Below are 16,037 nucleotides of genomic sequence, written 5' to 3'. Positions count from 1 at the left end.
TCAAGAGTGGAGGAGAGAATCGGAGTATGGCATATACACGTGGTAATCTCGCTGTAAAAGAAAAAGCGTCCCAGGAACGTGTGACCCAGCAACGATACAAAGAAACCACCAAAGTGGTGACCCGTCGTACGGGTCTTCCGGCACGCGAGAAGATTCTGTATCTGATTACCTTATTTGCAGTTATCCTGGTTGGAGGAGCCTTGATGTCTCGTTATGCTCATATCTATGATCTGAACAAGCAGGCTCAGTCCACTATTTCGGATATCAAAGGGTATGAAAAGACGATTGCAGACCTGCAGGTGGAAAAAGAAACATTGAACAACCAGGTCATCGAAAATGCAAAACAACTTGGTTACGTTGAAGCATCCGGTAAGGATGTCATTTATGTACCTCGCTCAACAAGTACGAATTCAACTGGTACTGAGTCGTCCTCGAATACAGCAAGCAGTAAGTAAAGAGGTGTTCCGATGATAAAAAGAATAAAGATGCGCACGTTGCTTATAGGGGGATGTATTACCCTCTTTTTTCTTGTACTCGTAACCCGAATCTTTTTCATTCAAGTTGTGAATGGCGGTGTATGGCAGGAACGGGCAGCCGGTTTGGTAGAGCGGGAACAGACGATTAAGGCTGCACGTGGAACGATTACGGATCGAAACGGTAACATTTTGGCTACTGACGCGCCTGCGTATACGGTTTCCGTTAATCCGTTATTAATTAATGAACTCGGAATCCAGGATGTTGTTACGGAGAAACTCTCTGCCCTTCTTGGGAAAAATGAGAGTGAGATGCGTGCTTTGGTCACAGCGAAGAAAAAAGATGGTGAGTTTTTTCAACAGCGTGAAGTACGCAGTGAAGGATATAAAATAAGTCCTGAACTTGCGGCACAAGTCAACGAGTTGCGTGAAGAACTGCAAGATGAATATAAGGCGCGTAATGCAATTGTGATGGCTCAGGAGTCGAAGCGTTTTTACCCTGAAGAAACACTTGCTTCTCATCTCTTGGGATATATGAGCCGTGATGGGAAAGCTGTCAATGGACTTGAAGTCTCATATGATGAAGCACTGACAGGTACAGATGGATATCTGAATTATCAGAAAGATGCCAAAGGCATCAAACTTCCGGATTCACAGGATAACTATCTGCCACCTCAGAACGGTAAGAACCTTACGCTGACCATCGATGATACGATCCAGTTCTACATTGAGGATGCAATGAAAGAAGCCGTTGCCAAGTATAATCCATTGAGCATGACGGTCATTGCTGCGGACCCAAATACGATGGAGATTCTAGGGATGGCGAACTGGCCAACCTTTAACCCAAATACGTATGGAAGTACACCTGATCAAAGAAATTTTATTAACCATGCTACGCAATCCATCTATGAGCCAGGGAGTACATTCAAAATAGTTACGCTAGCAGGGGCTGTTGAAGAAAAACTTTTCGATCCCAATGCAAGTTTTGAATCCAAACGCATGTATATCGGTGGTTTCCCCATTAGTGATAATGGTCATGCCTATGGTTGGATCTCGTATCTAGAAGGTGTTAAACGGTCAAGTAACATTGCTTTTGTTAACTTGGGTTACAACATGCTTGGCGGTGAACGTCTGCGTCATTACATAGACGAATTCGGTTTCGGCAAAAAGACGGGTATTGATCTGCCGAACGAGGCAGCGTCCCCGATCAAGCCACTGGTTTACAAATCCGAGATTGCTACTGCTGCTTACGGACACGGTCTTGTACAGGTAACACCAATTCAACAGGTCGCAGCAATCTCTGCGATTGCCAACGGCGGCAAATTGCTGGAGCCACATCTGGTGAAGGAGATCAAGAACCCGAATGATGGGACAACGGAAGTGATCAAACCCAAAGTTGTTCGTCAGGTGATTTCCAAGGAATCTTCCAAACTGGTGAGTGGTTATCTGGAACAAGTCGTTGCAGACCAAACGATTGGTACGGGTCGTAACGCCTATATTGAAGGTTACCGTGTAGCTGGTAAGACAGGTACGGCAAGAAAAGTTGTTAACGGAGCATACAGCAAGTCGAAAGACGTTGTATCGTTTATTGGATTCGCGCCCGTGAATAATCCGAAGATTGCTATACTTGTTGTCATTGACCAACCGGATGGAACCAACATTGGGGGAGGAACCGCAGCTGCCCCGGTGTTCAAAAAGATTGTCAGCCAGACTCTTCAATACATGGGAATACCCAAAGATACAGCCAAAACTCCTGACAAAAAGTCAAAAGAAGTCTCTGTCGTGCAAGCCAAGGCGCCTGACTTGAGTGGCAAGACAGCCAAACAAGCCAGAAGCCAGCTTCTAAGCGCAGGAATTGCTTATGTGACTCTTGGTCAAGGTGATAATGTAATTCGGCAGTATCCGGTTGCTGGCGCCTCTATGAATCCAGGCCAACGAATCTATCTGCTAACGGAAGAAAGCAGCAAGATGAAGATTCCCGATCTAACAGGTGAATCTCTCCGTGATGCCCTTGAAGTACTTTCTCTCATGAAGGTGGGGGTTACGGTCAAGGGTGAGGGCTATGTGGTGAAGCAAACGGAGCAGGTCGCAGGTGAGCAGAGAACTGTACAGTTGAACTTGCAAACTGCCAAAGCTGCAGTGACAGGTATAGCCGATGAGGCTCCAATCTCTTCTGATCCGTCGTCAGAAGCTGAAGTGAAGGAACAAGAGGCTTCGGCCGGAGAAGCTAAAACCGACGAAACAGACGGAACAGAAGAAACAGATAACAACAAAGCTCCTGCCAATGAATCCGAATCCTCTGATGATCCAGCAACAAACGGAGCTTCGCTTCCTTAGAGAGCTCTGACAGCTTGTTCTAACCCCCGGTTGTCCTGAATATTCATGAATGGAACGAATGTCATGATTTTGGGACGAGTGGGGGGATCTTTTCGTGAAGGGATCAAGCGTAAATCTGCGACGCAGGTTGCTATGGAGTTTAATGATTTTAGTTTTGTTATTTTCGGCCCTGATGATCAGGCTTGCTTATGTACAGCTCGGGGAAGGCCCTGAATTGTCAGCAAAAGCAGAAGAATCCTGGCGGCGTAATATTCCTTACTCAGCCAAGCGGGGGGAGATCCTGGATCGAAATGGAACCTCTCTGGCCTATAATGTGACAACACCAACCATTATGGCCATTCCGGCTCAGGTTAAAGAAGCTGAATCGACAGCTAAAGCGCTGGCCCCATTGCTTGGGATGACGGAAGAAAAAGTGCTGGCAACCATCAAGAAACGAGAACTCATTGTACGACTACAACCCGGCGGCCGCAAAATTACGATGGAGAAAGCTCAGCGCATCCGTGATTTGAAGCTTCCGGGTATCGTTGTTGCTGAGGACAATAAACGTTTTTATCCTTATGACGATTTGGCTGCCCATATTCTTGGTTTTACGGGCATTGATAATCAGGGCTTAACGGGTGTTGAGAAGAAATATGATGATAAGCTGAATGGTTTGAATGGCAGTGTGTCCTACTTGTCCGATGCGGCCGGAAGGCTAATGCCGGGCTCATCCGAGAAGTATGTGGAACCGAAGGACGGCCTTAACCTCAAGCTGACCATTGATAAATCCATTCAGTCCATCATGGAGAGAGAACTGGATCAGGCCATGGTGAAGTTCCAGGCGAACTCAGCATTGGCCATAGCGATGAATCCCAAAACGGGTGAAATCTTGGGGATGTCCAGCAGGCCGGGATACGAACCTGCCGATTATCAGCAATATCCAGCCGAGATATACAATCGGAATTTGCCGATCTGGATGACCTACGAACCGGGTTCCACATTTAAGATCATTACCTTGGCGGCGGCGCTTGAAGAGAAAAAGGTCAATCTGCAACAGGATCAATTTTTTGATCCCGGATATGTTGAGGTGGGTGGAGCCCGTCTACGTTGCTGGAAAAAGGGCGGCCACGGAAGTCAAACTTTCCTGCAGGTGGTTGAGAACTCGTGTAACCCGGGCTTTGTGGCTTTGGGGCAGAGGCTCGGCAAAGAATCGTTGTTCTCCTACATTAAAGACTTCGGCTTTGGTACCAAAACAGGGATTGACCTCAGCGGAGAAGCCAGTGGAATTCTGTTCAAACTGTCCAGAGTGGGACCTGTCGAGCTTGCAACAACGGCTTTTGGTCAAGGCGTATCGGTAACGCCCATTCAGCAAGTAGCTGCTGTGTCAGCGGCCATCAATGGGGGTAAACTTTACAAGCCTTATGTTACAAAAGCGTGGGTCCATCCGGTCACGGGAGAAGTCATGGAAGAAGCCAAGCCGGAACTGGTTCGTCAGGTGATCTCGGAGAATACATCCAAACAAGTACGTGAAGCACTCGAGAGTGTTGTCGCAAAAGGTACCGGGCGTCCGGCATTCATTGATGGATACCGGGTCGGTGGCAAAACAGGTACAGCCCAGAAGGTTATCAACGGACGTTATTCCTCGACTGAGCATATTGTATCCTTTATCGGGTTTGCACCGGCAGATGACCCACAGATTGTCGTCTATACGGCAGTTGATAATCCCAAAGGAATTCAGTTCGGAGGTGTGGTTGCCGCCCCGATTGTGCAGAACATCCTTGAAGATGCTTTGCATTATATGAATGTCCCTGTTCGGAAGGATCAGGTCGCCAAAGAATACAAGTATGGTGAAACCAAAATCGTGACAGTCCCAGACCTGACAGGAGCTACTGTTGAAGATCTGTACGAAGACCTGAACATGAATTTTATGCTGGCGAAGTCTGGCAGTGGTAAATACGTGATTAATCAGGCACCCAAACCTGGGGCGAGGGTAGATCAGGGATCAACCATCCGCATATATATGGGGGATGTTCTGAACGATGCACATGATCACACAAAGGATGAATAACAGGGCTTAGGGGTAGTTTGAGCTTCAAGCGCAACAAAATTCATCCAAGTGCGTTTCATTATTGGGTTGTATTGACGATATTAATAAATACAGACATATGTTAAAACAGAAGTATAATTGGAAAAGTGAGGTTATTCATGTGCTTTTAAAACAATTTGCATCGATGCTGACCACCGCCCGCCTCGTGGGCGAATCAAATACAGAATGCCAAAACCTTCAGACAGATTCCCGGCAGGTAAAACCGGGTGATCTGTTTATCTGTCTTCCGGGACATACGGTAGATGGTCATGATTATGCAGAAAAAGCTGTAAATGCGGGTGCAGTCGCATTGGTGGTTGAACGGCTGCTGGATCTGCCTGTACCACAATTGCTGGTGAAGGACAGCCGGTTTGCGATGGCTGTTCTGGCAGATTTCTTTTTTGACTCGCCAAGCCAAAAAATGAATATGATTGGTGTAACGGGAACGAACGGAAAAACAACGACCACCTATTTGATTGAAAAAATCATGAGTGATTACGGACGCAAGACGGGATTGATCGGCACTATTCAAATGCGGTATGACGGTCGCACCTACCCGATGTCAGGAACAACACCAGAGGCGCTTGATCTGCAGCGTAGTCTGCATGATATGGTTCAGAAGGGTACGGACTGCTGTGTTATGGAAGTTTCTTCTCACGCATTGGAACAAGGGCGAGTAAAGGGAACAAATTTCCGTACTGCGGTATTCACTAACCTGACGCAGGATCATCTGGACTACCACCATTCCATGGAGGAATATCGCGGGGCCAAAGGATTGTTCTTTGCACGTCTGGGTAACGGTTATACAGAAGATGTTTCACAGCGCAAATTCGCTGTCATCAATGCAGATGATCCGGCTGCGGCTTATTTCATCTCTGTGACTGCGGCTGAAGTGATTACATATGGCATGGGTGAAAAGGCGGATGTACGCGCATCCCAAATCTCAATTACATCTCAGGGAACTTCTTTCCATGTGGATACATTTGCAGGCAACGCGGATATTCGATTGCGCATGGTAGGTAAATTCAATGTGTACAATGCAATGGCAGCCATCTCTGCAGCGCTGGTGGAAGGTATTCCGCTGGAAGAGATCAAGCGCAGTCTGGAGACGGTTCCGGGCGTGGATGGACGTGTTGAAGGAGTGGACGAAGGACAGCCATTTGCTGTTATTGTCGATTATGCCCATACACCGGATGGACTGGAGAATGTGCTGCGGACGGTGAAGGAATTTGCCGAAGGACGTGTGATCTGTGTGTTTGGCTGTGGTGGTGACAGGGACCGTACCAAACGCCCTCTCATGGGGAAAATTGCTGCGAATTATAGTGATTTTGTACTGGTTACTTCCGATAATCCACGGACAGAAGATCCGGATCTGATTCTCAAAGACATTGAACAGGGCCTGATTGAAGAATCCGTTCCTGCTGAACGTTATACGATGATTGTGGATCGGCGCCAGGCGATTCATGAAGCTATTGAAATGGCAAGCCCAGCCGATGTAGTATTGATTGCGGGCAAGGGTCACGAGACCTATCAGATTATCGGCACAACCAAAACCGATTTTGATGACCGAATCATAGCCAAAGAAGCGATAAGGGGCAAATCCAATTGATAAAAAGAACATTGGCACAATTGGCCGAGATGTGTGGAGGAACATTAAGTGACGTTGCTGCTCATGGCAATGTAATGGTGGAAGGAGTGTTTACCGATTCGCGTAAACCTCTGGAAGGCAGTTTGTTTATCCCGCTAGTGGGTGAAAGGTTTGACGGACACGAATTTGTGCAAGCCTGTCTGGAGAAGGGGGCTGCAGGCGCGATCTGGCAAAAGGATCATGGTATTCCGCCGCAAGGAGCTGTCATTGTTGTTGACGACACACTTGTTGCACTGCAAGCACTCGCATCTGCTTATCTAACGGAGAATAAAGCGGCTGTAGTCGGCATTACAGGCAGCAACGGCAAGACAACAACAAAGGACATCGTTGATGCCATTCTCTCAACGACGTTCAAAGTGCATAAGACGCAAGGCAACTTCAATAATCACATTGGTTTACCACTGACTGTACTAAGCATGGACCCGGATACCGAGATTATCATTTTGGAGATGGGTATGAGTGGTCGCGGGGAAATTAACGATTTGTCAGTTATTGCTCAGCCAGATGTAGCGATTATAACCAATATTGGTGAATCTCATCTGCTTCAGCTAGGGTCCAGATTGGAGATTGCCAGAGCCAAAGCTGAGATTGCCGCGGGATTGAAGCCTGGCGGGTTACTGATCTACAACGGAGACGAGCCTTTAATTGCACAAGTCCTTGAAGAGCCCGCAACGAAACAACCTGATGGATTGCAGCGGTTTACATTTGGTCTGCAAACCGATAATGATGACTATCCTACCGGACTTATGAATGCACAGAACGGCGTAGTTTTCACCACCAAACAGTCTGGAGAACATGCATTTACGCTACCTCTGCTAGGAACGCATAATGTCGTTAACTGTCTGGCTGCTTTGGCTGTAGCCCGTCATTTCAAAGTGACAACGGAGCAGATTGCCGCGGGATTGTCTCGCTTGAAACTGACAGGCATGCGTATTGAGGTTACTCAAGGCGTTAGTGGTCTAACCTTGCTGAATGATGCATACAATGCAAGTCCAACCTCCATGAAGGCCGCAATCGATGTACTAGAAGGTCTGAAAGGATACCGCATGAAAGTGGCTGTGCTTGGTGATATGCTTGAACTTGGTCCTCAGGAGCAGAATCTGCATCTTGGAATTGGGGAGTATATTACCTCTGCCAAAATGGACATGGTGCTCGTATATGGCCCGCTATCAGCACATATTGCTGAAGGAGCAAGAAAGCATATGCCGGCAGAGGCTGTGCATGCTTTTATAGATAAAGAAGAAATGACCCGTTATCTACTGGAGAAACTACATCCCAGAGACGTTGTCTTGTTCAAAGCCTCAAGAGGCATGAAGCTGGAGGACGTGGTCGAAGCACTACAAATAGCACCATTACAGAATCGAGTAGACTAGAGGGGTGAACCCATGGATTTTCAGGTATTACTGTTAACAATCGGTGTTTCATTTATTCTGGCGGTGATTGCCGCACCGCTCCTGATTCCGCTGTTACGTCGAATGAAATTCGGACAGCAAGTTAGGGAAGATGGGCCTCAGAGCCATTTGAAAAAAAGCGGAACACCTACAATGGGTGGAGTCGTCATTTTAGTTGCGTTCACATTGGCCTTTTTGAAATTTTCGGCAGTCAAGAATACAGACTTTTATGTCTTGCTCGTGGCTACGCTGGGATTTGGGCTGATTGGCTTCCTGGATGATTACATCAAAATTGTGTTCAAACGTTCGCTGGGACTGACGGCCAGACAAAAAATGCTGGGCCAATTGTTCTTCAGTGCAGTGATGTGTTTCTTGTTGATCCAGAATGGACACAGCACAGCCATCTCTATTCCGGGTACGTCATTCTCGTTTGACTGGACCGGATGGTTCTATTATCCGTTTGTTGTATTCATGATGCTTGCCATTACCAATGCGGTTAACTTTACCGACGGTCTGGATGGTTTGCTGTCAGGGGTAAGTGCCATTGCCTTTGGCGCGTTTGCCATTGTGGCGATGCAAGCCACGTCGATGCCGGCAGCAGTGTGTGCAGCAGCGATGATCGGAGCCGTACTCGGTTTTCTGGTATACAATGCACATCCGGCCAAAGTGTTTATGGGAGACACCGGTTCTCTGGGGATTGGCGGTGCGATTGGTGCGGTAGCGATTGTAACCAAGACGGAGCTTCTATTTGTCATCATTGGCGGTATTTTTGTTATCGAAATCCTGTCTGTCATCATTCAAGTGGTATCTTTCAAGACTCGTGGCAAGCGTGTATTCAAAATGAGCCCCATTCACCATCACTTTGAATTAAGTGGTTGGTCAGAATGGCGGGTTGTTATTACCTTTTGGGCGGTAGGCGCAATTTTGGCCGCTCTTGGACTTTATCTCAACAAGGGGTTGTAGATCATGAATCATCCTGAATCATATCGCGGACAACAAGTAGTCGTGCTCGGATTGGCCAAAAGCGGCGTACAGGTCGCCAAAGTGCTGGATCGCGCCGGAGCGAAGGTTACAGTAAATGACATAAAAGAGAGAGATCAATGTCCCGAAGCTTCCGAATTGGAGGCTTTGGGAATTTCTGTTGTATGCGGAGGACATCCGGATGATCTGATTCACAGTGGTGTGAAGCTGGTCGTTAAAAACCCGGGTATCCCATACCATGCAGCTCCTGTGCAGCAAGCTATGGCATTGGGCATTGAAGTGGTGACCGAAGTAGAGGTTGCTTATCATCTATGTGCTGCACCCATGATCGGGATTACGGGCTCCAACGGTAAAACAACAACCACCACGTGGGTGGGTAAAATGTTGGAGCATGCCGGCCTCAAACCGATTGTTGCCGGTAATATCGGAACACCTCTCTGTGAAGCGGCAGAGCAAGCTTCTCCAGATAACTGGATGGTTGTTGAGCTTAGCAGTTTCCAACTTAAAGGAACGGTTGATTTCCGTCCTCGGATTGCCAGCTTGCTTAACGTTGCAGAGACGCATCTGGACTATCACGGGAACATGGATGATTATGTGGCTTCCAAAGCCAAACTGTTCGCTAATCAGCATCCTGACGACGTAGCCATTCTGAATTGGGATGATGCGGTATGTCGTGGTCTGATTCCTTACATCAAAGGCAGATTGATCCCCTTCTCAGTGACAGAGAAATTGGATACAGGTGTGTATGCAGATCCTCCTTATGTGGATGGAGAAGAGGACGATGTGAAGCGTCAGGTAATCTACGCGGATGAAAACGGAGATCACCACATCATTATCGACGTTGAGGATATTGGCCTTCCTGGGCGATTTAATGTGGAAAATGCACTGGCTGCTGTGGCCATTGCTGTAGCGGCAGGAGCTGATCCTGCGGTGCTGGCTGCTCAGCTTGCAGACTTCAAGGGAGTTGAACACCGACTTGAATATGTCCTGGAGCATAACGGTTCTGCATACTACAACAACTCCAAAGCGACCAATTCGAAAGCTACGGTTATGGCCCTGAATTCGTTCAAGGAACCGGTCGTATTAATTGCTGGAGGGTTGGATCGCGGGTCAGACATGATGGAGTTGTTACCCTTGTTCCAGGAACGGGTAAAAGCTGTCGTTGCAATTGGTGAGACACGGACAAAAATTGCCAAGGTCGCGGAACTTGCCGGATTAAAGCAAATTAAGGTCGTCGATAATGAGGAGGACGCTGCCCGGACGTTAACCGTTGCTGTGCAGGAAGCATCGAAGCTTGCCAGTGCCGGTGATGTCGTTTTGTTATCCCCGGCATGTGCAAGTTGGGACATGTTTGCTTCCTATGAAGAGCGGGGACGCATTTTTAAAGAGGCGGCGCATAACTTGTAAGTAGGGGGGTGGAAAAGCCCCTACTTCCATGCAAGGGGTGGCCTCCTGATGAAACAGACGCGACCGGCACCAGATATTTGGTTGCTGATTTGTATTTTGGCATTGCTTGCCATCGGCATTATTATGGTATATAGTGCGGGCTCGGTGCTTGCCTTTCATGACTATGGCGATTCATTTTATTTTGTAAAAAGACAGGCCCTGTTTGCGGTGCTTGGGCTTGTGGCCATGTTCGTAACTGCTAATGTAGACTACCGGGTGTGGAGGAAATATGCCAAGCCTATACTGATTGCCTGTTTTATTATGCTCATTGCGGTGCTCATTCCTGGAATTGGTGTGGTTCGCGGTGGCGCACGAAGTTGGCTGGGCATTGGTTCGTTCGGTATTCAGCCTTCAGAATTCATGAAGCTGGGCATGATTCTGTTTCTCGCTCACTGGCTGAGCAAGGAACCGGGTAAAATCAAAACCTTCACATCGGGGCTTCTGCCACCGCTGGGATTGATCGGGTTGGCTTTTGGGATTATTATGCTGCAACCTGATTTGGGGACTGGCACCGTGATGATGGGCGCATCGATGCTTATTATTTTCACAGCCGGAGCGCGAATGAAACATCTGAGCTTGCTTGCTCTTGGTGGCGTAGCGGGGTTTGCAGCTTTGATTGCAGCAGCACCCTATCGGTTGCAGCGTATCACAGCGTTTTTGGACCCGTGGTCCGATCCACTGGGTGCCGGATATCAGATCATTCAATCCTTATACGCGATTGGTCCTGGTGGACTGGCGGGATTGGGACTGGGTATGAGCCGGCAGAAGTACAGTTATGTACCAGAACCGCAAACGGACTTTATTTTTAGTATTTTGGCCGAAGAACTCGGCTTTATAGGTGGAATGATTGTATTATTTTTGTTTCTGGTGCTGGTGTGGAGAGGAATGCGTGTAGCCATGACCGTTCCGGATGCCTTCGGCAGTCTGCTTGGTGTTGGTATCGTAGGTATGGTCGCCGTACAGGTCATTATTAACATTGGTGTTGTCATTGGCATGATGCCTGTTACGGGGATTACATTGCCTCTGATCAGTTACGGTGGATCATCTTTGACCCTCATGCTCACAGCACTGGGCATTTTAGTGAATTTATCCCGTTATGCGAGGTGACTATGCGATGCGAGTCGTTCTTAGCGGTGGCGGTACGGGTGGACATATCTATCCGGCCGTTGCCATAGCAAGACAATGCGAGGCGGAGAACCCGGACTCGACATTTCTATACATCGGAGGAACCAGAGGGCTTGAAAGCAAGCTGGTTCCCCAAGAAAATATTCCTTTTAAATCCATTGATATTACGGGATTTCGGCGGAAATTGTCCATCGACAACCTGAAAACGGTCATGCGTTTCATTCAAGGTGTACGCAAGTCCAAAAAAATGCTGAAGGAATTCAAACCGGATGTTGTGATTGGTACAGGTGGATATGTATGTGGACCTGTGGTATACGCAGCAACAAAACTGGGAATTCCGAGTATAATTCATGAACAGAACGCCATTCCTGGTCTGACGAACAAATTTTTGATGCGTTATGTGGACACGGTTGCCGTTAGCTTTGAAGGTTCTGAAAAATCGTTTTCCGGCGCAAAAAAGGTGATCTACACCGGTAATCCGCGAGCGACTACGGTAGCCCAGGCTAGCCGTGATCGTGGTTTTGCCACGTTAGGTGTACCGATGAACAGCCGTGTTGTTCTTGTGGTTGGTGGCAGTCGCGGGGCAAAAGCAATCAATCAGGCTATGGTGGACATGGCTCCAATGCTGGATCAACTGGACGATGTACATGTCGTTTACGTGACAGGGGATACCTATTTTGATGAAACGCGTGAAGCCATTCGCAGCTCATTGGGTACGATGCCAAACCACCTGCATGTCCTGCCTTACGTGCATAATATGCCTGAGGTGCTTGCCTGCACATCCTTGATTGTAAACCGCGCAGGTGCATCATTCCTTGCGGAGATTACATCCCTGGGAATTCCTTCGATCCTGATTCCGTCACCTAACGTGACTAATAATCATCAGGAAGCCAATGCACGCACGCTTGAAGGTGGAGGCGCATCACTCACGATGCTGGAGAAGGAGCTTACAGGCAAAGTCCTGTATGAAGCCATTGCCAAGATTATGAATGATGAATCGGGACGCAAACGAATGGCTGAAGCCTCCCGGAAACTGGGGAAACCCGATGCAGCTGAAGTGCTTGTTCATGAAATTCAGCGTCTTGCTGCACGCCGATAAAGTGTGTTTGTGGGCGATTGTCACACACAAGACGGGGCTGACATAAGATACCGTATAAATCGTGACCATCGTTCCATGGCGCCAGAGCACGGTCTGTAACAACAGAATATACCGTGTTCATCGGTTTTGAAGCAAAGGAGGAAGCAAACATGCATCAGTGGATATCGTTACTATCCCAGAATAATGTTGGCAGAGTTCTTGAAAACGAATCGCTAGCCAAATACACCACATGGAAGATCGGCGGTCCTGCGGATGCACTGGTCATTCCCGAGAATAAAGAGCAGATGATGAATCTCGTTCAATTGCTTCACACGTATCAGATTCCGTGGATGCAACTTGGACGGGGCTCAAACATGCTGGTGTCAGACAAAGGAATACGCGGTATTGTGGTGAAACCAGGCGAGGGCTTTGATTATGCCGAATTTCACGAAGGCGGTGTAACCGCCGGAGCGGCGCATTCTTTTGTTAAACTCAGTGTGGTTGCTGCCAAAAAGGAATGGACCGGTCTGGAATTCGGCAGCGGTATCCCCGGCACTGTTGGTGGAGCTGTGTACATGAATGCAGGCGCGCATGGATCGGATGTGTCACGGATATTCAAATTCGCTGAGATTGTACTGGAGACAGGGGAATTGGTACGTTACAGCAAGGAGGACATGGATTTTGCCTATCGCCACTCTGTTCTGCATGATCGGAGAGGCATTGTGCTGGAAGCAACATTTGAACTCCAGCATGGAGAGCGCAACGTCATTTCGGAAACGATGGCGGCTTACAAAGATCGCCGGCGCCGCACACAGCCACTGCAGATGGCATGTGCAGGTAGTGTATTCCGAAATCCACCGGGTGATCATGCAGCCCGCCTGATTGAAGCAGCAGGGCTGAAAGGAATGACCCAGGGAGGCGCACAGGTATCCACCATGCATGCCAATTTCATTGTTAATACAGGCCAAGCAACAGCAGAGGACGTTATCACCCTAATGCAGCAGATACAGAGCACTATATCATCTCAAAACGGTATTAACCTGGTACCGGAAGTCTTCGTAGTGGGTGAGCGGTAAACCCCGGAGGTGATACATTGGACAAATTGGTGATTGAAGGCGGGAAACCCCTCTCAGGATCCATACGCATCCATGGAGCAAAAAATGCCGCTTTACCGATTATGGCCGCAAGTTTGTTGGCAGATGGAGAAGTTACACTGCATAACGTTCCACACTTGCTGGACATTGAAGTGATGCTGTATATCCTGGAACGGCTTGGATGCACGTGTCGGCATGAACAGGGAACAGTGACGATTAATACCTCGTCTATCCGGTCATATGATGTGCCAGAAGATCTAATGAAGCAGATGCGCTCTTCCATTTTTTTGATGGGACCATTGCTGGCTAAGTTTGGGCAAGTGTCAGTGTATCAGCCAGGTGGTTGTGCCATTGGAGAACGCAAAATTGATCTTCACCTCCGGGGCCTGGAAGCGCTCGGAGCCTTGATTGAAGAGCAGGACCAACAGATTATCTGTCATGGGCACAATCTGGTGGGTACAGATATTCATCTGGATTTCCCGAGTGTGGGAGCAACCGAGAATATCATGATGGCAGCCGTTCTGGCTAAAGGCACGACAACCATTTGCAACGCGGCAAGAGAACCTGAAATCCAGGACCTGCAACACTTTTTGAATGCTATGGGTGCAAGCATTATTGGTGCAGGAACGGATACAATTACGATCAATGGCGTTGAGGAACTGAAGCCTTGTTCCTATGAGATTATACCGGATCGAATCGTTGCCGGAACCGTAATGATTGCAGCAGCAGCAACACGAGGCAATGTTACGCTTACACACTGCAATCCTGCTCATCTTACTTCACTTATACATGTATTGAAGCGCACTGGTGTTCAAATCACAGTCTGCAATGATATAATGACGGTGAGCTGTATGAGCCGTCCCAAATCAGTAGACCGTATTGTGACTTCTCCGTATCCTTCGTTTCCGACAGATTTGCAATCGCAAATCATGGTGCTGCTCAGTCTGGCAGACGGATTCAGTGTGATGAAGGAAACGGTATTCGAGGGCCGGTTCAAACATGTGGATGAACTGAATGTGATGGGGGCTGATATTTCAGTCGATCTGAACGCAGCATTTATCCGTGGTGTTCCCCGTCTGTACGGGGCTACAGTAGAAGCAACCGATCTTCGTGCAGGTGCAGCTCTGGTCATTGCTGGTCTGGCTGCTCAAGGCAAAACGGTTGTGGAGCAAGTGCATCATATTGACCGGGGCTACGATCAGATCGAGAAGTTATTCCAAAGTCTTGGAGCATCGGTTGAGCGTCAGTCGCCCGTTTCGAAACAGTTGGATTTTGCCAATTAACGTCCTTGGAGTCCCCTTCTTGAAGGGAGGGGACCTGAGGCTTTGTGGAGCGCTACTTATGCCTAAAAGTCAAATTCCGGTTCTGAAGAAGAATCGGCCAAAAGGAAACACAAGCCGCAAAATTGTAATTATTCTCTTATTATTATTTATTGTTTTGCTCGCTGTACTATTCTTTCGTTCTTCCATGAGTCGGATTTCGGCAATTGAAATTACGGGTAATGTATATACAGCAACTTCAGAACTGCTGGAGAAAAGCGGGCTGAAAGAAGGCGAACAATTTTTTGGGACAAGTACTGCCGAGGTTATTGAGCGTCTCAAGACCATCAAGGCGATTTCCACCGTTACCGTGGACAAGCAATTTCCGGGTATTATTCATATCAAGGTTCAGGAATATGCCACGGTTGCTTATGAGCTTGGTTCTGACGGTACGTTAAAAGCGATATTAGCCAGTGGGACAAGCTTGACGGTTCCGGCAACAATTGGCGTTGCTGTGGAGAAGCCCATATTGACCCAATGGAAGGCTGATGATCCACTCAAAGCCAAACTGAGCCAGACACTGGCTAAAATTCCAAATGAATTGACGACGGATATTTCGGAAATTATTCCGAACCCAACGCCTTCATTTCCGGATCAGATTCGGATGTATACCAAATCGCAGTTTGAAGTGATTACAACCGTCTCTCTTTTATCGGATAAAGTGGAGTATCTGAATCAGGTGATTGAGACCGAACGGCCTGGGAAAATCACCATGCTTGAGGCAGATACCTATGTCCCTTTCATCCCGGATGATCCCGAAGATGATGCTGAACCAGGAGCAACCCCCTGATCTTTGCCATTATGAGGCTGGACTGAATATGAAAGCCTAGGCAGGTCGGGGTTTGGCCCCGTCAGAGCAATGAAACTTGTTCTTTCTGAGATGAAGAAAAAATGATACACTTGAACTTATGGCACCTGAGTTGCCTCCTTCTTTTTTCTTCAAGGTTTTATGTCTGGCAACCAGATTTTGACACCCAAAAACATTGTAGAAAAAAGAGGGAAAGCCTGAAGTGTGTTGAATATGTTTTAAGAGTGTTTAAATTCGAACGTAATTTACTATTGGAGTCAGGAGGTGCCACA

At 47.8% G+C, this 16,037-nt stretch carries 12 protein-coding genes; all 12 read left to right on the top strand.

All coding sequences use genetic code 11. The features are described 5' to 3' along the window. Positions 1-26: 26 nt before the first annotated feature. The 12 genes from MKZ13_RS21360 (at position 27) to MKZ13_RS21305 (ending at position 15,747) form a co-directional block, all read left to right on the top strand. Positions 27-455: a hypothetical protein gene (locus MKZ13_RS21360; protein WP_339177983.1), complete on the top strand. Its 429-nt coding sequence runs from the start codon at positions 27-29 to the stop codon at positions 453-455. A 12-nt stretch (positions 456-467) separates the two neighbouring features. After that, a complete protein-coding gene (locus MKZ13_RS21355) occupies positions 468-2,810 on the top strand; it encodes a penicillin-binding transpeptidase domain-containing protein (RefSeq protein WP_339177980.1) in 2,343 nt (780 codons plus the stop codon). A gap of 94 nt (positions 2,811-2,904) precedes the next feature. Beyond that, positions 2,905-4,857, top strand: a complete 1,953-nt coding sequence (locus MKZ13_RS21350) for a stage V sporulation protein D (RefSeq protein WP_237174383.1) — start codon at positions 2,905-2,907, stop codon at positions 4,855-4,857. A 139-nt stretch (positions 4,858-4,996) separates the two neighbouring features. Then, positions 4,997-6,484 (top strand): UDP-N-acetylmuramoyl-L-alanyl-D-glutamate--2,6-diaminopimelate ligase, encoded by a 1,488-nt coding sequence (locus MKZ13_RS21345; RefSeq protein ID WP_339185427.1) that lies wholly within the window; start codon positions 4,997-4,999, stop codon positions 6,482-6,484. Beyond that, positions 6,484-7,896, top strand: coding sequence for a UDP-N-acetylmuramoyl-tripeptide--D-alanyl-D-alanine ligase (murF, locus tag MKZ13_RS21340; RefSeq protein WP_339185426.1), 1,413 nt, complete (start codon positions 6,484-6,486; stop codon positions 7,894-7,896). The genes MKZ13_RS21345 and murF overlap by 1 nt, the downstream gene beginning before the upstream one ends. 12 nt (positions 7,897-7,908) lie before the next feature. Beyond that, a complete protein-coding gene (gene mraY / locus MKZ13_RS21335; protein WP_047843751.1) occupies positions 7,909-8,877 on the top strand; it encodes a phospho-N-acetylmuramoyl-pentapeptide-transferase in 969 nt (322 codons plus the stop codon). Positions 8,878-8,880: 3 nt separating this feature from the next. Then, positions 8,881-10,302 carry a UDP-N-acetylmuramoyl-L-alanine--D-glutamate ligase gene (murD, locus tag MKZ13_RS21330; RefSeq protein WP_339177978.1) on the top strand — a complete coding sequence of 474 codons (1,422 nt, stop codon included), beginning with the start codon at positions 8,881-8,883 and terminating at the stop codon, positions 10,300-10,302. A 48-nt stretch (positions 10,303-10,350) separates the two neighbouring features. After that, entirely contained in the window at positions 10,351-11,448 is a 1,098-nt protein-coding gene (spoVE, locus tag MKZ13_RS21325; protein ID WP_339177975.1) for a stage V sporulation protein E, read from the top strand. 7 nt (positions 11,449-11,455) lie between these two features. Beyond that, positions 11,456-12,565: an undecaprenyldiphospho-muramoylpentapeptide beta-N-acetylglucosaminyltransferase gene (gene murG / locus MKZ13_RS21320; protein ID WP_076211539.1), complete on the top strand. Its 1,110-nt coding sequence runs from the start codon at positions 11,456-11,458 to the stop codon at positions 12,563-12,565. A gap of 149 nt (positions 12,566-12,714) precedes the next feature. Next, positions 12,715-13,620 (top strand): UDP-N-acetylmuramate dehydrogenase, encoded by a 906-nt coding sequence (murB, locus tag MKZ13_RS21315; protein ID WP_221822038.1) that lies wholly within the window; start codon positions 12,715-12,717, stop codon positions 13,618-13,620. Positions 13,621-13,637: 17 nt separating this feature from the next. After that, complete coding sequence (murA, locus tag MKZ13_RS21310) at positions 13,638-14,921, top strand: UDP-N-acetylglucosamine 1-carboxyvinyltransferase (protein WP_221822039.1); 1,284 nt, start codon at positions 13,638-13,640, stop codon at positions 14,919-14,921. A 58-nt stretch (positions 14,922-14,979) separates the two neighbouring features. Further along, entirely contained in the window at positions 14,980-15,747 is a 768-nt protein-coding gene (locus MKZ13_RS21305; protein WP_091014077.1) for an FtsQ-type POTRA domain-containing protein, read from the top strand. Positions 15,748-16,037: the final 290 nt, after the last annotated feature.

It is taken from the genome of Paenibacillus sp. FSL R5-0701 (assembly GCF_037973995.1).
Lineage (GTDB): Bacteria > Bacillota > Bacilli > Paenibacillales > Paenibacillaceae > Paenibacillus.
Note: the sequence above shows the minus strand (reverse complement) of the source record. Positions and strands in the feature narration are given on the sequence as shown.

What these genes read in the sequence shown, in the direction of transcription:
- MKZ13_RS21360 (WP_339177983.1), top strand. Translation starts at nt 27, where the DNA reads ATGGCATATACACGTGGTAATCTCGCTGTAAAAGAAAAAGCGTCCCAG.
- MKZ13_RS21355 (WP_339177980.1), top strand. Translation starts at nt 468, where the DNA reads ATGATAAAAAGAATAAAGATGCGCACGTTGCTTATAGGGGGATGTATT.
- mraY (WP_047843751.1), top strand. Translation starts at nt 7,909, where the DNA reads ATGGATTTTCAGGTATTACTGTTAACAATCGGTGTTTCATTTATTCTG.
- murD (WP_339177978.1), top strand. Translation starts at nt 8,881, where the DNA reads ATGAATCATCCTGAATCATATCGCGGACAACAAGTAGTCGTGCTCGGA.
- spoVE (WP_339177975.1), top strand. Translation starts at nt 10,351, where the DNA reads ATGAAACAGACGCGACCGGCACCAGATATTTGGTTGCTGATTTGTATT.
- murG (WP_076211539.1), top strand. Translation starts at nt 11,456, where the DNA reads ATGCGAGTCGTTCTTAGCGGTGGCGGTACGGGTGGACATATCTATCCG.
- murB (WP_221822038.1), top strand. Translation starts at nt 12,715, where the DNA reads ATGCATCAGTGGATATCGTTACTATCCCAGAATAATGTTGGCAGAGTT.
- MKZ13_RS21305 (WP_091014077.1), top strand. Translation starts at nt 14,980, where the DNA reads ATGCCTAAAAGTCAAATTCCGGTTCTGAAGAAGAATCGGCCAAAAGGA.